Annotated in this window: 15 protein-coding genes; 1 reads left to right on the forward strand and 14 read right to left on the reverse strand. The window is 58.0% G+C overall.

Annotated elements, in window-relative coordinates; genetic code table 11:
- The first annotated feature begins 92 nt into the window (after positions 1-92).
- A complete protein-coding gene (locus ABIE48_RS29715) occupies positions 93-2,366 on the forward strand; it encodes a helix-turn-helix domain-containing protein (RefSeq protein ID WP_192716058.1) in 2,274 nt (757 codons plus the stop codon).
- Positions 2,367-3,728: 1,362 nt separating this feature from the next.
- On the opposite strand, the gene nagA is transcribed toward ABIE48_RS29715, so the two are convergent.
- The 14 genes from nagA to ABIE48_RS29785 all read right to left on the reverse strand — a co-directional run bounded on the left by nagA (position 3,729) and on the right by ABIE48_RS29785 (position 20,957).
- Positions 3,729-4,994, reverse strand: coding sequence for an N-acetylglucosamine-6-phosphate deacetylase (gene nagA, locus ABIE48_RS29720; RefSeq protein WP_192716059.1), 1,266 nt, complete (start codon positions 4,992-4,994; stop codon positions 3,729-3,731).
- A 10-nt stretch (positions 4,995-5,004) separates the two neighbouring features.
- Positions 5,005-5,778 (reverse strand): glucosamine-6-phosphate deaminase, encoded by a 774-nt coding sequence (locus ABIE48_RS29725; RefSeq protein ID WP_192716060.1) that lies wholly within the window; start codon positions 5,776-5,778, stop codon positions 5,005-5,007.
- 38 nt (positions 5,779-5,816) lie between these two features.
- Positions 5,817-6,707 (reverse strand): sugar phosphate isomerase/epimerase family protein, encoded by an 891-nt coding sequence (locus ABIE48_RS29730; RefSeq protein ID WP_192716061.1) that lies wholly within the window; start codon positions 6,705-6,707, stop codon positions 5,817-5,819.
- A gap of 211 nt (positions 6,708-6,918) precedes the next feature.
- Entirely contained in the window at positions 6,919-7,857 is a 939-nt protein-coding gene (locus ABIE48_RS29735; protein ID WP_192716062.1) for a Gfo/Idh/MocA family protein, read from the reverse strand.
- A 19-nt stretch (positions 7,858-7,876) separates the two neighbouring features.
- Complete coding sequence (locus ABIE48_RS29740) at positions 7,877-8,902, reverse strand: Gfo/Idh/MocA family protein (RefSeq protein WP_192716063.1); 1,026 nt, start codon at positions 8,900-8,902, stop codon at positions 7,877-7,879.
- 222 nt (positions 8,903-9,124) lie between these two features.
- The gene (locus tag ABIE48_RS29745; RefSeq protein ID WP_076172985.1) at positions 9,125-9,985 is read right to left on the reverse strand and encodes a MurR/RpiR family transcriptional regulator; all 861 of its coding nucleotides are present in this window, start codon (positions 9,983-9,985) and stop codon (positions 9,125-9,127) included.
- Between the two features lie 101 nt (positions 9,986-10,086).
- The gene (locus ABIE48_RS29750) at positions 10,087-10,878 is read right to left on the reverse strand and encodes a hypothetical protein (protein ID WP_192716064.1); all 792 of its coding nucleotides are present in this window, start codon (positions 10,876-10,878) and stop codon (positions 10,087-10,089) included.
- Positions 10,879-10,937: 59 nt separating this feature from the next.
- Complete coding sequence (locus ABIE48_RS29755) at positions 10,938-13,085, reverse strand: hydantoinase/oxoprolinase family protein (RefSeq protein WP_192716065.1); 2,148 nt, start codon at positions 13,083-13,085, stop codon at positions 10,938-10,940.
- Between the two features lie 90 nt (positions 13,086-13,175).
- Entirely contained in the window at positions 13,176-14,489 is a 1,314-nt protein-coding gene (locus ABIE48_RS29760) for a citrate transporter (protein WP_258875354.1), read from the reverse strand.
- Positions 14,490-14,534: 45 nt separating this feature from the next.
- Entirely contained in the window at positions 14,535-15,893 is a 1,359-nt protein-coding gene (locus ABIE48_RS29765) for an FAD-dependent oxidoreductase (protein WP_234489547.1), read from the reverse strand.
- 439 nt (positions 15,894-16,332) lie between these two features.
- Positions 16,333-16,956 carry a flavin reductase family protein gene (locus ABIE48_RS29770; RefSeq protein WP_192716066.1) on the reverse strand — a complete coding sequence of 208 codons (624 nt, stop codon included), beginning with the start codon at positions 16,954-16,956 and terminating at the stop codon, positions 16,333-16,335.
- Positions 16,957-17,312: 356 nt separating this feature from the next.
- On the reverse strand, positions 17,313-19,145 hold the full coding sequence (locus ABIE48_RS29775; protein ID WP_192716067.1) for a glycoside hydrolase family 127 protein: 1,833 nt from the start codon (positions 19,143-19,145) through the stop codon (positions 17,313-17,315).
- Positions 19,146-19,182: 37 nt separating this feature from the next.
- Positions 19,183-20,013 carry a carbohydrate ABC transporter permease gene (locus ABIE48_RS29780; RefSeq protein WP_192716068.1) on the reverse strand — a complete coding sequence of 277 codons (831 nt, stop codon included), beginning with the start codon at positions 20,011-20,013 and terminating at the stop codon, positions 19,183-19,185.
- Positions 20,010-20,957 (reverse strand): carbohydrate ABC transporter permease, encoded by a 948-nt coding sequence (locus ABIE48_RS29785; RefSeq protein ID WP_373309604.1) that lies wholly within the window; start codon positions 20,955-20,957, stop codon positions 20,010-20,012. The genes ABIE48_RS29780 and ABIE48_RS29785 overlap by 4 nt, the downstream gene beginning before the upstream one ends.
- Between the last annotated feature and the right edge of the window lie 15 nt (positions 20,958-20,972).

Below are 20,972 nucleotides of genomic sequence, written 5' to 3' on the forward strand. Positions count from 1 at the left end.
AGAGATACCCGAAAAGGTGAATATTGTTTGAACGCGAAAATAAATCTTATGATATAGGTAACAGAGCGCACATTGCCGGAGGTGTTCAAGAGATGTCACTCATCCTGACGAAAAAACTGGGGTATACGACGCTTTTCACGAAATTGCTGCTTGGATTTCTGGCTGTCATCTTGCTTCTTGCCGCCTTCAACCTGGTTTCCTTCTTCTATTTAAAACGCCAGATCCACCAGGAGATCGTCAAGTACAACGAGCTGAGCATTAATCACGCGGTGGAGGGCTATGAGGATCATTTTCGGCTGACCCGCGAAATGGTGCTCGGTCTGAACCAGAACAGCCTCTGGGCGACCCACATCAATTTGCTCCGGCATGCCAGAGTCAACAAGGCTTACGGCTACGTCAACGACGTCATTGCCGAGATGAAGCAGCTGTACACGAATCCCTTCCTTTATATTGACAACCTCATCATTGACTTCCGCAGCGACGCCTACGTCATCGAGAAGGACGGGACAAGCAGCGCAAAAGCGATGTTTGGCACGTATTACATTAGCCCTTCCTACCCGCCGGAGTTTTGGGACCGCCAATTTAACGAATCGTACGCCTACCGCGTGTTCCCGGCTGCCGCCTTTACCGAGAACACGGCGGGCCATACGGTGTCCAAAGGCGTGCTGATGCCCATGATCATTAAAATGATGCCTTACCGCGACATGTACTTCATCGTCATGATCGATGCCCAAAAGCTGACGCAGGACCTGCACGTGTCAATCAGCGACCAGTTTTATATTTTGAATGCTGACGGGCAGCCGCTCTACCAGACGTCGGCCGACATCAATTCGGGTCTGGTCACTTCGTTTGACCCGGGCCGCTCCTATATACAAACGAAGGATTACTATTATTTTTATAAAAAGGGGGCCGGTACGGGCTTCACCTATGTCAGCCGGGTTCCGGTCCAGAGCATTTCCGGCCAGCTCCTCAATCTGAACCTGATCCTGCTGTCGCTGCTCGCCATCGTCGGCGTCCTGATCGTGCTCACCTTCCTGTTCAGCCGGCGCATGCACCAGCCGATTCGGCTCATTGTCGACGAACTGAAGGGCTACGAGACCGACGCAGGCAGCGGCACGGATAACGAACCCGTTCGCGAAATCGAGCTGATCACGCGAAAAATGCACCACATGCGCATCTCCCACCAAAGCATTTCGCGCGATCTGGCACGCAAAAACTCCATGCTCCGGCATTACGCCTACACCAACAAGCTGAAGAACATCCATATGAACCTGAAGGAGATCCAGGAGCTGACCGATACGAGCCTGCCTTATGTGGTGGTGGTCTACCAGGTGCTGTTTAAGGATGCCTTCGAGCATTATCAGCAGAAAACGGGTAAAGGCTCTTATTACCTCCGCGTGTACGTCGACAATGTATGGCGTCAGGCTTTTCCCGATGCCGTCACGATCCAGACCGAGCCCCACCAGATCCTGACGCTGCTGTTCCTGCCCGATCCGGAAGCGGATCTCACCCCGTACATGCAGCGGCTGCTGCAGGTGTTCTCCGTGGACCGCGACAGCTATCTCGTCACGATGGCCCATGGAGCCGTTCAGCCGGCGGGGGCGGACTTTACGGCTGCGTATGAGCAGGTCCAGGAGCGGCTGAAGCTGCGCCGCCTGGTGGATGAAACGCAGTGGATTCGACCGGACGCCCCTGACGGCGGAGCGCGAGGCGAGCGCTACCTCAAAGCGATGTGGGAGCAGGAGTTCCAGACCCGCCTGATGAGCGGCAGTGAGGAAGGCATGCAGGAGTGGGTCCGGCGCAGCCTGGACCAGCTCGAGAAGAAGCAGGCGGTGGCCAGCGACTACCGGCAGTTCGCCAAAGATGTGGCGGGCGAGCTGGATAAAGCGCTGCGCCAGCTTCCCGCAGCCGCATCGGCCGATGTCGGCGGCCGCCCGCCGCTCGAGGAGACCCGGCGCTTCTACTGCCGGGCGCAGTACGAGCGCTGGTTCGCGGACCTGCTGCACCCCGTGCTGCAGAGAATCCGGCGCAAGACGGAGGAGCATGATCCGATCACGTCGTTCGTGACGGAGTATATGTGCACGCATCTGGACGAGGACATCAACCTCGACATGATGGCCGACAAGCTGAACATTACGTCTGGCTATCTGTCGACGTACTTCAAGGAGAAGACGGGCGTCAATTTCAGCGATTATCTGAACGACCTCCGCATCCGCACCGCCAAGGAGCTGCTGCAGAACCTGGATCTGCGTATTCAGGACGTGGCGGCCCGGGTCGGCTACCGCAACGTAAACTCGTTCATCCGCATGTTCAAGCGGCATGCGGGCATTACGCCCGGGGAGTATCGGCGCAAATATGCGTCGTAGGGGGAGTGATGGCGGGCAGGCTGGGCGTGAGCAGCGTGGTGCAGGCAGGCGTCGCGGTACTTGGGCGCTCGAGTGGACGCTCCGTTGGCATTGATACTAGCTGATGCTTCATGATACTTCGACGCTCGAGTGGACGCTCCGTGTACGGATCGTTCTTCCGATCGCTGTTGTCTTTAGATTTCTTGACCGGAAACATACCAAGGGTGAAATCCAAAGACAAAGGCGACCGCTTCGCTTCTCCAGATCGATTCCGCCCACTCCGCTGGGTCGAGGTTGGAGTTACGTTGCATAATGATTAATGGCATGAACAGCCGTCGAACCTCAGCAGTGGCCTGCCGCCATCACATGTGGGTAAAGTAAAAACCCCCACCCGGTCTGCGTATCCGGGTGGGGGTTAATGTTTTGGGCAGCCCGCGCTAAGCTTGGGGCCGGAGAAGACAAAGGCGGCCGCTTCGCTTCTCCAGATCGATTCCGCCCACTCCGCTGGGTCGAGGTTGGAGTTACGTTGCATAATGATTAATGGCATTAACAGTCGTCGAACCCCAGCAGGGCCTGCCGCCATCACATGTGGGTAAAGTAAAAACCCCCACCCGGTCTGCGTATCCGGGTGGGGGTTATGTTTTGGTCAGCCCGCGCCAAGCTTGGGGCTGGAGAAGACAAAGGCGGCCGCTTCGCTTCTCCAGATCGATTCCGCCCACTCCGCTGTGTCGAGGTTGAGTGCATAATGATTAATGGCATGAACGGCCGGCGAACCTAAGCCGGTCCTGCTGCCATCACATGTGGGTAAAGTAAAAACCCCCACCCGGACTGCGTATCCGGGTGGGGGTTATGTTTTGGTCAGCCCGCGCCAAGCTTGGGGCTGGATAAGACAAAGGCGGCCGCTTCGCTTCTCCAGATCGATTCGGTCCACTCCGCTGGGTCGAGGTTGGAGTTACGGTGCTTATAAATTAATGGCATGAAAGGCCGTCGAACCTCAGCAGGGCCTGCCGCCATCACATGTGGGTAAGTAAAAACCCCCACCCGGTCTGCGTATCCGGGTGGGGGTTTTGTTTTGGTCAGCCCGCGCTAAGCTTTGGGCTGAGTATTGGCCTGCGATGCGTGCTTAGTGCGTGACTAGGGGTATGGTGCGAGGTGAGTACATCATCATGTGGAGATGGCCATGGCTCATGGTGCGAACGTCATCGGGTGGAGGGGCCACGGTGTGTGGTGTAGGCATCATCTTGTGGAGTAGTGCAGCGCGCATCCTGCGGGCAGCATCGTGTAGCAGTGCATCGCGTATCGCGCGGGCGTTATCGTGTAGAGGCTACGGCGCGTGGTGCTGGTGTTATCGTGTGGCGATGAAGAGCTTGCACCGTGCAGGTGTTACCGGGTAAAGCCGGTATCGTGCGGATCGCGGTCAGCGCTCACGTTGCAGGCGTCGTACTTCAGCTGCCCGCGCTTGTAGGTGCGAAGGATGCGGATGCCCGCCGCTTCCTTGGTGAAGAGCGCCAAGTCCGCGGGCGCGCCGGGCGCAAGGCCCTGGGCCGCGGGCAGGCCGAGCAGGCCCGCGGGCCGCACCGAGGCCATCGCCCATGCCTCGCCAAGGCTGGCGATGCCCCGCCCCGCGAGGTGCGCGATGCCGGCGGTCATGGGCAGCGCCGAGCCCGCAAGCAGCGCGGGCTGCCCGGCCAGGTGCAGCCGCCCTGCCGGCGTGAGTGTGACGCGGCCGCCGATATGCGTGTCGTACGTGCCGGGCGGCATCCCGCCGAAGCTGACGGCATCGCTGACCAGGATCAGCCGCTCGCCCTTCACCTTGGCGGCGACGCGGAGAAAAGCGTCCGGCAGGTGAAAGCCGTCCGCAATCACGCTCGCCCACAAGGGCTCCTCCGCCAGCTGATCCCATATGTAATTCGGGTGGCGGGGCAGCACCGGGTGGGCGCCGTTGCCCAGATGCGTGGACATGCGCGCCCCGGCTTGAACGGCCGCCTGGATCTGGGCCGAGTTGGCCGAGGTGTGGCCGATCGAGACCAGCACGCCGCTGCCCGTGCACCGCTCGATAAAATCCACGGCCTCCGGCCACTCCGGCGATACCGTGACGATCCGAATCCGCCCTCCGGCAGCCTCCTGCCAGGACTGGAACAGTTCCCAGTCCGGCGCCCTGACATACTGGGCGTCATGGGCGCCTCTCGGTCCGTCCTCCGGGGAGATAAACGGCCCCTCCAGGTGAATTCCCGCCATATTGTGATTGGAGTCCGTTTCGCACACTTCGGCAATCGTGCCGAGTCCGCTGCGCAGCGCTTCATCGCTGTTCGTAATCAGCGTGGGCAAATACGAGGTGACGCCCTCCGCCCACAGCCTCTCATTTAACTGCCGGACGGTGTCCGCCTGCAGCGGATGGGTGTTGAGGTCCAGCCCTGCGTACCCGTTAATCTGCAGATCCACCAGTCCTGGTCCGATGAGGGGCAGCTCCTGCCCGCCCGCCTGTGCCCCGGCAACCTGCCGGATCTCCACCTCCTCCGGTGTCCCGAGCACCTCATACCCGGCAATCACCCCGCCTGCCAGGGTGAGCCGGATATGCTCCCCGGTCAGGGCATGAATGCCCTCCAGCCGGGTCAGGGCGTCATGGCAGCCTGCTGCCGTAGGTTCCATGCCGCGGCGGTCAGCCTCCATACGAATCCCGGTCCAGGTATAACGTACAGTTCGGGTGCTCCCGCAAAATGGAGGCCGGGCAGGCGGTCGTGATCGGTCCCTCCAGCGTCTGCGTCACCGCGCTCCGCTTCGTCGGGCCCGGCACGATGCAGAACAGGCGGCCGCCGGAGAACAGCGTAGGGATCGTCAGCGTCATCGCGGTTTCGGGCACCTCCCGGAACCGGTCAAAGCAGCCGTCCCGAACCTGCTGTTCCCGGCATATATCGTCGAGCTCGACGATTTTTACCGTCTTCGGGTCGTTGAAATCGGCCACCGGCGGATCGTTAAAAGCTAAATGGCCGTTCTCCCCGATGCCGAGGCAGATGATATCGATCGGGGCCTCCTGCAGCAGTGCCGCATACCGTTCGCACTCCGCGGCGGGATTGGCGGAGCCGTCGATCAGGTGGACGGTTCCCGGGCGGACTCGGGAGAACAGCCGGTTATCCAGAAAAGTGCTGAACCGCTGGGGAGCATCTTCGTCCAGTCCGATATATTCATCCATGTGAAACGCGGTCACCCGGCTCCACTCGATATCTTTATCCGCTGCGAGGTAGTCCAGCAGCTCGTTCTGCGACGGAGCCGCGGCAAACACGATCCGCAGGCTGCCCCGGTCCGCCAGGATCGCCTTCATTGCTTGGGAGACATCGGCTGCCGCCGCTCTTCCCATCTCGTCTCTCGACGCGTACTGCCGGACCTGAAGACGGTCCTTCCACCACTTTTTCTCCGCCAAACGGGGACTAGGCATGATCATTCCTCCTCCATTGAATTACGAATCGCTCTTACTTATTGCTTGCTTATTGAAATGGAGCTCCGCTCCAGCAGCTCAAACAAGGAATTCAGGCAGTCGATCGTTGCCTCTACCCCTCCCTCGGAAAAAGCATATCCGGCCGGGCGCTTGAGCTGCTCTTCCGTCAGGCTCGATTGAAGCCTGTAGTGGGTTTCGACCACCAAATAGCCGTCATACTCCTCTTGCACCAAGCGACGCAGCAGGCCGGCGTAATCCACCTGACCTTTTCCGATCGCCACCGCTTCGGTATGATCTCCCTGCTTCACCGCATCCTTCAGGTGGATGTGACAGATCCGCCCCCGCAAAGCATCGTAGCCGTCAGGGTAAGGGACCTCCTGGTCCGGGTCCCACAGGTCGTTACCCGGGTCATACAACCCTTGAACATAGGGAGAATCCACCGCCCGGATCAGGGCTGCGGCTTTGGCCGCATTGGAGGCGTAGACCGCCGGATCCGCTTCCAGCGCGTAAATGACGCCATGCTGCTCCAGGATCGGCACCACGCTCTTTAATTCCCGGACGATGTCGCCATACGCCTCCTCCAGCGGGCCTTCGGCCCAGAAGCTGAAGCCGCGGACATACCGGGTGCCAAGCCGCTGCGCCAACTCCGCATAACGGGTCAAAATTCCCCGGTGTTCGGCTACTTCTTCCGCATTCCGGAGGTTGCATTTAAACACCGGGGCAGATAAGCCGCTGACCTTCAGGCCAGCCGCCCGGATCGCCGCACCGATCTCCTCTATGCGCGAATCGCTCAGCCGATACAGCTGCTCTCCGTCCACGGAGCGCAGCTCCAGCGCGGCCAGCCCGTACCTGCGGGCAATGCGGATCGCATCGGCGATGTCCTGGGAGATTTCGTCGGTAATGACGCCCAGTTGAAAAGCCGCATTCATGTCGCCCTTCCCCTCCTTTCATCACCATCATTCATCGTCTATGCAAAATCAGATCATTGCACATCTTCTTGCATGTTTCAGATAACCCGTTATAGACTCCCAGGGTGCGCTTCGTCCAACCGTCATAGTTGGGATGCGGCAGCATCTAAGACACCGAGCCGGGAGCGAACCTGGATGGCTTTCACCGCACCGCACAAAGCAAGCGGCAAAATCAGGAGCTGGCAACCGGGCTGATGCCCGTATCCAGCTTCACGGTTCTGCCGGTCTCCCGGCTTTCGTTGGCGGCCTCCAGAAACGCGATGACTTCCAGCGTCTCCGTCATGTCGATCGGAGCGGCGCCCGTTTGGAACATGCGGATCACTTCCTCCAACATGCTGGCATAATACGGCTTGCTGTCCGCATACACGTCGACATGTTCAGTCCCCTGCTCGCGATGAATCAACGCTCCGAAACGGCGGTTGCCCTTCCGGTTGCCGCGCAGCGTTCCGACCCGGCCGTCCTCCCATACACCTACGGCCAAATCATGGTCGGTATTCGTGGTGACCGTGACCTCTTTACACCCTTTGCCCATGCTGCGGTACAGCATATCGGCGGCATGAATGCCGTACCAGTAAAAGCCCGGCTGCGTAGACTGCAGCTCCATGGGGCCGTAGGTATCCACCCCGATGATGTTCCCCTGATCGGCTGAGTCCAGCGCCCGGCCCAGGCCTTCCGACCAGCGGACGGAGGAGCAGCTCATGAGCGGAATTCCGTGCTCCTGTGCCAGCCGGTAAATCGCCTTGGCGTCACGGGTCGTGACGGCAAACGGCTTGTCGATAAAAACCGGCTTTCCATAAGGAACGATCTGCCGGAACTGCTCCAGGTGCACCCGCCCGTCGACTGAGAGCAGCAGGATGGCATCGGCGTTTTCGGCTGCCTCCTGGATACTCTGGACGATGGGGACGCCGCTGTTGTCCCTGACTTCAGCGGTGAATTTGTCCACCCGCCCGATACTCAGTTCAAAATCCGGCGATCCGCCCGGATAGGCGGCCGTCACTTTCCCGCCGCGCACGTGGTGCGGGTGATCCGGGTTGTTCAGCAGCTCGGCAAAGAGCGGCGCATGCGACGTGTCCAGCCCAATGATTGCGATCTTCAGCTCTTCTGTACTCATTTCCGTTCATCGCCTCTTCCTACAGTTTGATTTCCTTGCCCGTACGCGAGGACTCGTAAATGGCCAGGATCAGGTCTACCGATTTCCTCGCTTCCTCTCCCGAAATGAGCGGCTCACGATCCTCCCGCACCGCCTGAATCAGGTCGTCGATCAGAATGTAGTGCCCGTCGGAAGAAATGGCATTCGGGTCATCCGCACCTTCGGCGGAGCCTTCCGACACGAGCGGGGCTGCATCACTGTCAACCGTTTTCCATACTTTAAAACCGCTGTCTCCGTAAATGATCGTCCCGTGCTCGCCGTGAATTTCAAAACGCGGCTCCTGGCCGGGATTGACCGACGTCGTTCCCTGGATGACCCCAAACGCCCCATTCTTATATTTCAAAACCGCAACCGCCGTATCCTCCACCTCAATGTCATGAATTAACGGAGCAGTATAGGCAAAGACGCTGTCTACTTCCCCCATCATCCAGCGGATGATGTCGATGCCGTGCACCCCCTGATTCATGAGGGCGCCGCCTCCATCAATGGCCCATGTTCCGCGCCATCCGGCGCTTTTGTAATATTCCGGGCTACGGTAGTACTTCAAGTAGGCGTCTCCCAGCACTAACTTGCCCAGCTTGCCTTCGTTAATGGCCTTTTTGGTCAGCAGTGCATGCGGTGTGGTGCGTTTCTGGAATACGGTGGCCAGCTTGACGCCATGGCTCCGGCAGGCTTCGATCATCTCGTCCATGTCCGCCTTGGTAATGCCGAGGGGCTTTTCGCACAGCACATGCTTGCCCGCCTCCGCCGCCGCGACGGTTGCATCCCGGTGGCCTCCGCTGGGAACGCAGATGCAGACGGCGTCCACGTCACACTCCTGAAGCATTTGCCGGGTATCCGTATATACGTGGGCCGCTCCGAATTCCTCTGCTATTTTTGCCGCTTTTTCCGGAACGGCGTCTACGACCGCCGCCAGCTCCGCTTCCGGATGGCTCACGATGGCTCTCGCGTGCAGAGGGGCGATCACGCCGGCTCCAATAATGGCAAAACGCATTTTTTTGCTCATACCAATCTCCTCCCGGTGGGAACCACCTGTAAGTTTACAACCCCATTCTAGTGGGACCCGTCTCCACGGCCAATCGCCCATTCTGCGGCTTTGCGCACAACTTTGGCGTCATCCGCAGGATCGAAGATGAATCCGTAAAGATGTATATGACAGCGCTCTCCGGGACTTGACCGTAAGCCAACAAAAAAAGCGCCCCCTGCCCTCCGGCAGGAAACGCTCTTCTTACAAAAAATAATTCGTGATCGACTGGTCGCTGGCCAGAAGGCCCTCGCTGTCCAGCTTCTTTTTCAAATACTTTTTATCCGAGGAAATGAACACGCTCATGATCAGATCGACCACGAACAGGAACGTAATATGATTGGACATAAAGGCGCTGTTATTGACGGATATTTTATCCGGGACAATAATATCGACGGCCGCGTTCTCCGTAATCGGCGAAGCGTCGTAGCAGGTGATGGCAATCACCTTCGCCTGATTGACCCGCGCGATGGACACCGCATCGATAATTTCCCTCGTTGAACCCGAACGGGAGAAAGCAATGACCACATCGTCCGGACCGCACTGGGAGGCGGCGATCTTCATTTCCCTGCTGTCGTTGATGGCTTCCGCCATCATGCCGATAATCGCCAGCCGGTTGCGAAGCGCCATTGCCGCCAAAAACGAATCGAACAATCCGATGACCACGATCCGGCGGGCATTCTTCAGCAGATCCACGACCTGGTTCAGCTGCTCCTCCGTCACGAGCGCGGATGTGTTCACGATCAGCTCGTTATAATCCAAAGCGAGCGCATCAATGGGATTGATCTCGCGTCTTTCTTTCTTCTTCGCTTGCATATCCCGGTAGAACGCGTCCTGGGCAAAGGCAATCTTGAAGTCGTTGAAGCCTTTGTAGCCGACCTTTTTGCAGAAGCGGTTAATGCTCGTCTCGGACACGCCGATCTCATTCGCAATCGCCGTGATGGTATTGCGGGTAATAAACTCCGGATTATGAATGACAAAGTTGGCGATTTGATTTTCGCCGTAGGTTAACTTTTGGGTTTGCGATACGATTTTGGCGATGACGGCCGGAACCTGTGAAGACATGTGACCTCCTCCTGACCTACCTGTGGGAAAATAGCTAATCCGGTAACCCCCGCTAGCACACCCCATTATATCATACAAGGGAAGGTATTTAGAAAACGATGTCACAACGCCGCCGCATGGCCGCTCTTCCAAGCCTCGACTTCCCGGTAAAAGTCCTCTTCGCTAAAAGAACCGGTTTGGATCAGGAAGACGTAATCCAGTACATTCGGCAGGAAAGGCAGACCCATCATCTCCTTACAAAAGGCGTGGGCAGCGATTTCGCTGCACTGAACGACGCTCGAGCGCTTCACCAGCCGCCTGCCCAGCCGGAACACCTCGACCGGCTCCAGCAGGTCGTTGGTAAACTGCCCGGCCCGGTACTCCACATAGTGAAAAAATTCATGCGCCAGGTGGATATCGACCAGCCGCTCCAGCTCATCGTCCTGAGAGGCGGGTGGGCGCTCCGAATGTGGATCTGGCGTGCGCCCTGACGGCTGCAGCGCATCGCCTGGGCCTGATTTCGCGTCCGCTGAATGATTTGCCTGTTCTCCCGGGCTCATGACCGCCCGGTATGCATCAGCCATACCGCGGAGGGATGCGGCGTAAATGACTACCTCCGGCGGCGTTTGGTTGAAATCGATCTGCGCCCGCAGAGAGAGCTGATGAAACGTACCGGAGCGGTCGGTGATTTCGTAGCGGAGGCCTTCCCTGCGGTACAGATCGCGGATGGACATGCCCCGGCAGGCCTGTGCCGCTTCCCTACCCCTATGAAGCGACCTGTCCACATAATAGGCTAAGCGGTCCTTGGGAATTTTGCGGTACAGCGGGTCCTTGGTGAGCTCCGCATGGGCGAGCACTTCATCGGTCAGTCCAAGATGTTGAACATTCCAACCGAATTCCTGGAACTCCGGCATGCCTGTCACCCCCTCTTCATGTTCTAACCTTGATCTATCTCTTCATCTCTTTAGCTGTTCTATTGGTACGCAATGACGATCATTTCGTCCTCGGACTTCAGCATCTCCGTTTCAAGCGTGAGAATCGACAGCAGCTGCTCCTTCGTCTGCATGCCGGTCAGATCCAGCATTTTCTCCTTATAAAAGGCAAACACCTTCGGGATTGTCGCGTTGGCGTCGGAGTAAATCGTATTGTCGTCCAGAAATTCGTTAAGTCGGTCATCAGCCGCAGCTTTCGTCACTTTCGTAAATTGGACGCCGCTCTTCTTGAAGCGGACAACCCCTTCGCGGTCCAGTACGGCGACGTAGTTGACCTTCTTCTTCATCAGGCCGAACAGGGATTTTTTCGTCTGCTCCGCTTCGAACAGGCTCCAGCGTCCGCTCTGCGCCGCCAGCCGGGTGTTCTCCGGCGATTGGTCGACCGAGCTGGCCGCGACCGCCGTCATTTCTTCCAGCGGCATCGCCTGCTGGCCGAGGTCTTTGGAGCGCAGCTCGGTCGAGCCGGTTGCGATGGCCCGCAGAATGTTCTTCTGGCTGTCGATTTCAATCGTGACCTCCACCGTCTCCTCGCTGGCTCCCGACTGGACGATCCGCTCCACGATGTCGGCCCGGATCCGCTTGATATCCTCTTCCGTCGGATTGACGACGGTCCGCTCCAGCTGCTCCTTGACCATGGCCAGCGCCACCCCGATCGTGGAGACATAAGGCGCGTTGCTGGCGATCTGACTCTTGAAGCCTTCCCGTTCGGCCATCGCCGGCACCAGCACCGCCCCGCTGCCACCGCCGCCAACGAGCGTAACAAAGGCCCGGTCCAGCTCATAATCCTGAATCATTTCATTTACGGTTTTCATCGTTTTATCGATCGCAATGTCCATCACCTTGCGCGCGGCTTCCTCCACGCTCAGACCAACATGTGTGGCAAGGGCTTCCCACGCTTTTACCGCCGCTTCCTTATTACCATGTGCATAGTCGCCCTCCGGCACGTAGCCGAGGATGTTGGCTGCACCCGCCAGCGTATACGAGAACTCCCGTCCATTTCCGCACTCGCAGATGGCGTATTCGGCCGGATCGCCTTCCCGGGGGCTGACGAATTTCACCTTCGGACTGACGATTTCGTCCGCCGGTGCAAACGCCTCGTACTCCTTGCCGGCGATGTGCGCGCTCCGCGGGCCGACGTCGGTAATTTTGCCGCCGGAAACCTTGATCATACTGCCACCGGCAATGCCGAGCGTGCGGACGTCCAGCGACTGCAGGTACGTGCGGTGGCCGCCGACCTGGGCGTTCTGGATCATGACCTTGCCGTTTTTAATGACGGAAATGTCCACGCTCGTTCCGCCGACCTCGAAGAAAATGCCGTCCGAAATTTTCTCATACATCAAAGCGCCCGCCACCCCGGCCGCTAGGCCCGACAGCATCGTCAGGATCGGACGCTTCCGCACCTCGTCGATGTTCATCACGCCGCCGTCGCAGCGCATGATCATCAGCTGGGACTGGATATTGGCGTTTTTGACGGACTTCTCGGTCATGTTGGCCGTTTCCATCATTTTCGGAATAAGGGATGCGTTCACGACCGCCGTCCGCGTCCGCGTCTTCAGCCCGTACAGCTGGGAAATTTCGTGGCCGCCGGTGGCATAGATGCCCTTACGGTTCGCCAGTTCGATGACCCGCAGCTCATTGGTCGGATCGTCGACGCTGTACGCCTCGGAGGCGACGATGACTTCGGCCCCCTGCTGCACCAGGGCGTCGATGGCGGTCTCAATGTCCGTGTCGGTGAGATTTTTGGAATCGAGAAACGTATGATATGTTTTCAAAAACTTGCCGGGCGCCAGCTCGATATCCCCCGGATTGGACTCGGACCTTGCGCTCATGCCGTCGAGTCCCGTGCCCATACCGATGATGCCGACTCTGGCCACATCCCCTTCGAGCAGGGCGTTGGTCGCCTGGGTTGTCCCATGGGCGATAAACGTGACATCCTCCGGGAGAATGCCCTGGCTCTCCAGAATCCGGTTCAAAATCTGCACAATCCCCTTTGCCACACCGTCCTCATCATGGTGCGTCGTCGGGATTTTCATTTTGCCAATGACTTCAAACGTTTCGTTGTCGATGACGGCCGCGTCCGTAAACGTTCCGCCGACGTCGATGCCTACCCTTACTTTTTTTCTCTCCATGTTACCCTCCTGAAGTCAGGACAGGGGAAGGCCCGCATCAAGCCGCGCAGTCCGTTCCCCGTCCGGAATCATCCGTAAAAGCCGTCTTTATCAAAATACCATGAATGCGCCGATGACCATCGAGATCAGGACGGCGACCATCATCCAAGGCAGCGTCTTCTTCAAGATTTCGTTGATATCGGTCTTCGTAAAATCCGAAACCCATACGTTATGCGAGTTCGTCGGGTCGGATACGGCCTGAACGTTGCTGACTACCCGCAGCGCCAGCATGGCGGCGACCGGCGTCATGCCTGCCGTCACGAACAGGGCGGCGATGCCGCTGCCAAGACCCCACACGTTGAGCGGACCGCGGTAAATCGCCAGCGGCGACAGGATGGTGAAGAAGAGAATGTACATGATCGGATTGCCCGGAAGCACTGCCTCAATGAGCGGGGAAATCAGCGCCGAAACCTGCGGTGCCATAACCGAATTGAGCAGGATGCCGATGCCGATCATGAGCGCCATGGCGCCGGCGACGTCCTGAATGCCCTCGATCAGCGCGCTGGAGAGCACGTGGATCGGGCGCTTCGGCCAGGCCAGCAGGATCGTGACGAGCGCGCCGATGATAACGGCGGGAACGATATCGATTTTAAAAGCGAACACCAGAATAACCGGCACCAGCGGGCTGATCAGCGCATAGGTCGGCACTTTCTTGCCGTCACCGCCGGTAGCTGCGGGCATCGCCCACGCTCTGCGGCCCTTGCCGTCCTTGCGGATATAGAACACGATCATGGCCAGGGAAAGCACGATCAGCGGCAGCGCGGCCACCATCGTGTAGTCGGCGATTTGGTCGACCGAGAGCCCGAGCACATCAACATACACGGCCCAGTTGGATACGTTGAAAAGTGCGCCCACCCCGACCGCGGACAGCACAACGATCGACGCAACGAACTGCGAAATGCCGGCGGTCAGCATGATCGGAATGACGATCGTACCGACCAGGATCACCATGCCCAGCCCGCCTGCGGCGGAGAAAATAATGGACGCGGTCACGAAAAACAAAATCGCGATCAGCATCGGCTTATCCCCGGCCAGCTCAGCGGCTTTGCGGATAATCGATTTGGTAATACCGACCTTGTTCAGGATTTGTCCGAACCAGGCGCCGAACACGAGGCCGGCAATCGCCCCGGACAGCCGCATCGAGCCGGACGCCAGGATCGTTTTGGCAATGCTTGTCGTATCGGGATTATTCGAGTTCCATGGTACCCCGGCGATGATCGCAAACAGGATCGCCATCAGCGGAAGCGCCAGAATTGCCGGGATTTTGCGCGTCATCATCAGCCCGACGAACACCAAAAACACAATCAAAATACCGATAGCTTGCACCCACATTACACCAGTCACTTTGGTTACCCCTCTCGTCATGAGATTCCTTCACGTGGTTCCTTCATATGCTTAATAATTCATGGGCTATATTTCCAAATGTGCCCCTTGCGCTTTGAGCTGAGCCTGCACCGCTTTGATGTCCACATCCTGCACGTTAACACCATGTTTGGCCGCGTACGCCGCAGCCACGCCCCCCGCATGGCCGATCGCCCCTGTCGTCGGGGTCGTTCGCATGGCCGCCTGCGCTTCAAACGTCGCCGAGATGCAGCGGCCGATGACGATGAGGTTTTTCACGGAATTCGTGATCATACAGGAGTACGGAATGCTGTACATGCCGCCCCACTCCAGCTTCTGATGCTTCGTCCCTTCTCCGTCCGGGCTGTGAATGTCGATCGGATAGCCGGAATGGGCAATGGTATCGTCAAAAAGCTTCTGTTCCAGCAGGTCCTCGGCGGTCAGCGTGTACACCCCTTTGATCTGGCGGGAGCTGCGGACCCCGATGTTCGGACCGGTGGACTCCACGACTGCGTTCTCGAAGCCCGGAATGTATTTGCGGACAAACAGCTCCAGCTCGCGGCACTGCTTCCGTCCTTCCATCTCGGCCAGGCTGAGGCTGAATGCATCGGTCGGATCGTGGCCCAGAATCCGGGTCGTATTCAGAATGACCTCGCCCGGATTGTTCGTTTCGAAGAACAGCACGTTCTCGCGCTGGATCGAAATTTCGCCGCGCTCCTTCGCCTTCCGGAACAAGCTGTCAAAGCCGCCGACCGACAGGCGCGGCGCCTTCTCGATGATGGAGGTGTCGCCGTTGTATAGCGGAAAGTCCTCCGGATGCGCATGGATGTACTCCTTCACTTTGGGGATGTTCACGTTGTACATTTTCATTTTCAGCGTCATTGGCTGCATTGCCCCGTCGGACTCCCGGCCCTTCGTAAACTCCGCTCCGGCACCTACGGAAAGGTCCCCGTCCCCGGTTCCGTCAATAAACACCGACGCCTCGATGTCGGTCAGGCCCGACTTGTTGCACACCTTGATGCTGACGATGCGTCCGTCTTCCGCCTTCACGCCGGCGAGCATCGTGTGGTACAAAATCTCCCCGCCGCTCTCGGTCACCATCAGCTCCAGTTCATGCTTCATCGCCTCGGCGTCGAACGGGGTTACCGAATACGTAAAGCCGACCGTGTCAAAAATATGCCCCGGCGACTTCCCCTGCCGCTTCAGCCGTTCGATCAGCTGGTCGGTAAAGCCCCGGATCGCCAGCTTATCCCCCGCATGGAAGGTCATCATCGGTCCGACGCCGTTCGCCGTCAGCGTACCGCCGAGAAACCCGTGCGACTCCACGATCAGCGTCTTGGCCCCCGAGCTTGCGGCCGCCACCGCAGCCATCGAGCCGGAAATACCGCCGCCCATAACCACCACATCATACTTCAGCTTGTTCTCCAATTCGTCCTCACTCCTCCGGTAAATGATGTATGATTGCTTCTTGATTCATAGACTATCAAAACCTTCAGTTTATGTAAACGCTTTTAGGAAAATATTTTTCTATATATCCGGATTTTTAGTAAATTATTTTCCGACAGTTCTATTGTGCGGTTGCACGGCATATAACAATGAGTTTGGAGTGGGAATGAGTGGAGGAGTTTGCGGACATTGTCGGAACGGGAAAGTGGTCAGGGGAAAGTGATAGGGGATAGAGTAATAGGGAAGATTACAGACACAGTGGCAGTGGATAGTAGTGGGGAAGAAAGTAGGTAGCTTGGGGAAGTCAGTCTCACCTGCCCACGAATTGCCGCCCTTCAAAGGCGCACCCGAAACAAAAAAGCACCGGAATCCATCCGATGCTTCCTTCAATAGACCTGCTAACACTGTTTGTTTTATTAGGTTACTTCTCATAGTTTTTCGCCATAAACGGCTCCGCCAGTCTCGACGGGTGCAGCTTGCGGCCGAGGCCGAAAAACTCGCAAAAGCTCATGATCAGCGGGTTCCACCGATCGGGGTTGATGTAGTTTTTCTCCCCCATCAGCAGCTCCTCGTCGATGTGGATCCGCTTGATCTTCATCTCCATCGCCGCGATGGAGCTTGGCTCTTCGAAGGAGTGGATCTGCACCAGCTCCGCCTCCAATTGAACTGGGCACTCCCCGGCCCGCGGCGCTTTTACCAGGTCCGAAGGGATTTGTGTAAACCCGGAAAGACCGAATTTATCGGGTTCGTACCGGTAACCCATCTCCGCCTTGTAATCAGGGACGGGGCTCGCCCCTGTCGTCAGCGCCAGACGATCCACCTGACTGACCAGATCGGCCGACGGCAGATTCAGCACGCATTCGCGCTCACGCTTGATGTTCTGGACAGTCTTCGATTTGCCGCTCATGCCGAGCATGCAGGACTGATTCAGCCACCAGGCCGAAGACATCGGGGCTAAATTGGCCGAACCGTCCTCATTCAAAGTGCTGATCAGAACTACAGGCGTACCAAAGTAGAGAATATTAGGTTCAATCGTTGTAAGCATCCTCTTACTTCCCCCTATCCAATTGTAAAAAATCGTTGACCAAGGGATATCCTGCAGGGCTGCAGCCACCTCAAGAAATATCTCGGCTTAAGTATACTGCCGCCGGCGAGGGCTTGGAAGGCTTCCCAAGTATAAGCGCAAGATAACAAAACCGCACAAACAGGCACAGGTGCTCAGGGTCTATCTGAAGACACAAGCCAAAAAGCACCGGGATCTCTCCCGGTGCCTCAATCTATCATATAAAGCTACAGCAAAGCGGATCCTATCTGGCTCCCGGCATATGGTGGCGAACCTTTGACACGCGCCGCCACAGTGAACCTGCGCTCACCTGACTGCCCTTATACACACGGTTTACCCTATACCGAATACAGCCGCCCGCCTTCCTCTTCCTTCAGCCAGACCTGCATGAATCCCGGCTCCCGGTTGTCCCACAAATGGTACGGGACAAAGCGGTACTGCCGCTGCCCGTCAATCCCGGTGAGGGCCACCATGCCGCCCAGCTCGTCCCGCGGCTCCAGGCCAAAGGAAATGCCCGGCCGGACCGCAAACTCGTCATAAACGAGTTCCGGGTTATCCGCCTGCTCCAGGCAGTACACCAGCGGTCCGCGCTGAACCGCGACACGTCCCCGGTCGGCCTCGACCTCCGGCCGAGCGTGCACCTGCTGAACCGGCATCTCCATCACGTAGTCCATCGTGTCGCCTGGCTGCCAGCGGCGGCTGAGCACGAGGAATCCCCGGTCTATGGTCCAATCCGTAGGAGCCACGTTCTCCCCGTTAACGGACAGCTTCGCCCCGCGGCACCATCCCGGCAGGCGCAGCCGCACCGCGAATTTGGCCTCCCGGGCCGGCTCCACCTCGATATGCACATGCCCGTCCCAAGGATAGCGGGTTACGGTCTTCATCACGACCCGGCTGCCGTCCTTCAGCGTCAGGTCGGCCGTACCGGCGACGAACTGCAGCATGACGGGGCCTTCCTCGTTCACGGCGTAATTGTATCCGCCGATCGAAGGCAGAAACCGCACCAAATTCGTCGGGCAGCAGGACGTGTCGAACCATTCGGTCCGGTGATGATCGCCCTGCGACGCCAACGGATTGACGTAGAAAAAGCGGTCGCCGGACAGCGAAATCCCCGCCAAAGCCCCGTTGTACATGGCGCGTTCCACGACGTCGGCGTACTTCGCCTCGCCAAACAGCAGGCTCATCCGATGGTTCCAGAACACCATCGCGATCGAGGCGCAGGTTTCGCAGTAAGCGCTCTCGTTCGGGAGGTCATAGTCGTGCGTGAACCCTTCGTTATGCCGGGACGGCCCGATGCCTCCGGTAATGTACATGTTCCGCTCGACCGTGTGCGCCCACACTTTGCGCAGGGCTTCCTCGTAGGTCCGGTCTCCGGAGGCCAGCACCACATCCGCCATGGCGGTGTACAAATACATCGCACGGACGGCGTGCCCGGTCACCTTCTCGATGTCGCGGACAGGCACGTCGTCCTGGCAGTACGCTGGTCCCCACTCCTCGCGGTCCCATATTGCACCACGACCATGCCCGTGCCCCCGCTCCTCGAGCAGCCACAGGGCGAGCTTCCAATAACGCTCCTCACCGGTCGCGTGATACAGCTTGATCAGCGCCAGCTCGATCTCCTCATGGCCTTCCACCCAGTGCCGCTTGCCCGGCCCAAACAGGCTGTCGTAATGGTCAGCCAGCTTGCAGGCTACGTCCAGCAGCGTGCGCTTGCCGGTAGCCGCGTGGTACGCAACCGCCGCTTCGATCAGGTGGCCGCCGTTATACATTTCGTGCTTTTCCATATCCGTCCACTTCTGGTCCGGGGCTTCGAGCGTGTAATACGTCGTCAGGTATCCGTCCGGCTCCTGCGCCGCTGCAATCAAGCCGATGATCCGGTCGATCTCCGCTTCCAGCTCGGGGTCCCGGTCCGCCATCAGCAGATATGCCGCGCCTTCAAGCACCTTGTACACATCGGAATCGTTAAAATAAATCCCCTCGAATTCCCCTTCCATAAGGCCGGCCGCTTTGGCGAAATTGCTGATCCGCCCGGTCGATTCGCATTTGTCCAGGCAGGTCCGGAGCGTCACCTGCTTGCATACCTCCAGCCTCTGCTTCCACAGTTCATCTTGGATCTTCACTTGAGTAAAAGGCACGCCATGCCAGCCCTGCTGCGAATGAGTCGTTGTCATCCTGCACCCTCTCCCTTCATGCAATATCTTGCGATGCTTATCCTTTCAACCCTGTCAGGGTAATTCCTTCCAGAAAGTAACGCTGTCCCAGCAAAAAAATGACCACGCACGGGAGGATGACGACCGCAGAGGCGGCCATGAGCAAATCCCACTGGGCCGAGTAGCTGCCCTGGAACATCTGCAGGCCAAGCGCCAGCGTGAAGCGGCTGTCGCTCTTCAAATAAATGAGCGGTCCCATAAAGTCGTTCCAGGTGCCCAGGAAGGTGAACAAAGCGACGACGATCACTGCGGAACGGCTGAGCGGCAGGATGATGCGCCAATAGATTTGAAAGTAACCCGCCCCGTCGACAAATGCCGCTTCGTCAAAGTCTTTCGGAATTGACATATAGAACTGCCGCAGCAAAAAGATGTTGAAGATCCCGCCTCCAAAAAAGGAAGGCACGATGAGCGGATAATACGTATCGTAGAATCCGAGCTCCTTCCAGCCGAGAAAGCTCGGGATAAGCGTCACCGCTCCCGGCAGCATCATACTCGACAGAAGGACGGCGAACACGGCATCCCGCCCTTTCCAGCGGATCCGTGAAAACCCGAACGCCGAGATCGTACTCGTCAGCACCGTTCCGATCAGCACGCTCGCCACAATGACCAGCGTATTGACGAAATACGTGCCAAACGGGAGGGACGTAAGCGCCCTTTTATAATTTTCCCAGTGGAAGGGATGCGGAATCCATTCCGGCGGCATCACGAAGATTTGCGATAAATCCATCAGCGAGCTTCGGATCAGCCAAATAAACGGGATGATAAATAGCAGTGAGATCAATCCAAGCGCCACATAGCCCGCGCCCAGCTTCAGTCTGGACTCCCTCATGACGGACCGCCTCCTTCGTAATGAACCCAGGATTTCGACGATCGGAACACGAGGAACGTAAACGCCAGAATGATGACGAACAGCACCCAGGCCAGCGCCGAGGCATAACCCATTTCCGTATCCCGGAACGCGGTCCGCCACAGGTAGAACACGAAGAACAAACTTTTGTCGTTCGGTCCACCCTGGGTCAAAATATACGCCTCATTAAACACCTGGAAGGAGCTGATGATGGTCATCACCGCATTGAAAAAGATCGTCGGCGTCACCATCGGAATCGTAATATGACGCAGCTTGTGGTACCACCCGCCCCCGTCCACATCAACCGCCTCGTAGTACTGCTTGGGAATGCCGGACAAGCCCGCCAGAAAAATGATGACGGTCCCCCCGATGCCCCACAGCGTCGTCAGCACGATGGAGGGGATAACGCTCTTTTCGGAAAAAATCCAGTCGCTCGTCGGCAGATGAAGCCATTTCAGCATCATGTTGATCAGCCCCAGGTCCGGGTTGAGCAGCCACATCCAAATCATCGCCGAGGCCACCGCCGGCACAATGCTCGGCAGATAGATAATCGTCCGGAACAAAGCGCGCGCCTTAATGTTCATATTCAACAGCAGGGCGATAATGAAGGAAATGATGATGCAGGCCGGCACCCGCAGCACGACGAAATAAAACGTGACGCCAAGCGAGCGGTAGAAGCTCTCGTCCTGGCCGGAGAAGAGCCGGGCATAATTGCCGAAGCCGATAAAGGACACCGACTCCTTGAATACGTTGTAATCGGTCAAGCTCAGCACAAAGCTCGCGATCATGGGACCGGCGGTAAACAGAATAAACCCGAGTACCGCCGGAGCCGTAAACAGCAGCCCGTAGAACAGAGCTTTGCGTTCCCGTACGCCCGCCTTGCGGCGCACAGGAACCGGAGCGTTCATCGGAATGTTTGTCTGCATGTGTACTTTAAGCCC

The sequence above is a fragment of the Paenibacillus sp. OAE614 genome (assembly GCF_040546645.1).
GTDB classification, from domain to species: domain Bacteria; phylum Bacillota; class Bacilli; order Paenibacillales; family Paenibacillaceae; genus Paenibacillus_AQ; species Paenibacillus_AQ favisporus.

What these genes read in the sequence shown, in the direction of transcription:
- ABIE48_RS29715 (WP_192716058.1), top strand. Translation starts at nt 93, where the DNA reads ATGTCACTCATCCTGACGAAAAAACTGGGGTATACGACGCTTTTCACG.
- nagA (WP_192716059.1), bottom strand. Translation starts at nt 4,994, where the DNA reads ATGGAACCTACGGCAGCAGGCTGCCATGACGCCCTGACCCGGCTGGAG.
- ABIE48_RS29725 (WP_192716060.1), bottom strand. Translation starts at nt 5,778, where the DNA reads ATGCCTAGTCCCCGTTTGGCGGAGAAAAAGTGGTGGAAGGACCGTCTT.
- ABIE48_RS29730 (WP_192716061.1), bottom strand. Translation starts at nt 6,707, where the DNA reads ATGAATGCGGCTTTTCAACTGGGCGTCATTACCGACGAAATCTCCCAG.
- ABIE48_RS29735 (WP_192716062.1), bottom strand. Translation starts at nt 7,857, where the DNA reads ATGAGTACAGAAGAGCTGAAGATCGCAATCATTGGGCTGGACACGTCG.
- ABIE48_RS29740 (WP_192716063.1), bottom strand. Translation starts at nt 8,902, where the DNA reads ATGAGCAAAAAAATGCGTTTTGCCATTATTGGAGCCGGCGTGATCGCC.
- ABIE48_RS29745 (WP_076172985.1), bottom strand. Translation starts at nt 9,985, where the DNA reads ATGTCTTCACAGGTTCCGGCCGTCATCGCCAAAATCGTATCGCAAACC.
- ABIE48_RS29750 (WP_192716064.1), bottom strand. Translation starts at nt 10,878, where the DNA reads ATGCCGGAGTTCCAGGAATTCGGTTGGAATGTTCAACATCTTGGACTG.
- ABIE48_RS29755 (WP_192716065.1), bottom strand. Translation starts at nt 13,085, where the DNA reads ATGGAGAGAAAAAAAGTAAGGGTAGGCATCGACGTCGGCGGAACGTTT.
- ABIE48_RS29760 (WP_258875354.1), bottom strand. Translation starts at nt 14,489, where the DNA reads ATGACGAGAGGGGTAACCAAAGTGACTGGTGTAATGTGGGTGCAAGCT.
- ABIE48_RS29770 (WP_192716066.1), bottom strand. Translation starts at nt 16,956, where the DNA reads ATGCTTACAACGATTGAACCTAATATTCTCTACTTTGGTACGCCTGTA.
- ABIE48_RS29775 (WP_192716067.1), bottom strand. Translation starts at nt 19,145, where the DNA reads ATGACAACGACTCATTCGCAGCAGGGCTGGCATGGCGTGCCTTTTACT.
- ABIE48_RS29780 (WP_192716068.1), bottom strand. Translation starts at nt 20,013, where the DNA reads ATGAGGGAGTCCAGACTGAAGCTGGGCGCGGGCTATGTGGCGCTTGGA.
- ABIE48_RS29785 (WP_373309604.1), bottom strand. Translation starts at nt 20,957, where the DNA reads ATGCAGACAAACATTCCGATGAACGCTCCGGTTCCTGTGCGCCGCAAG.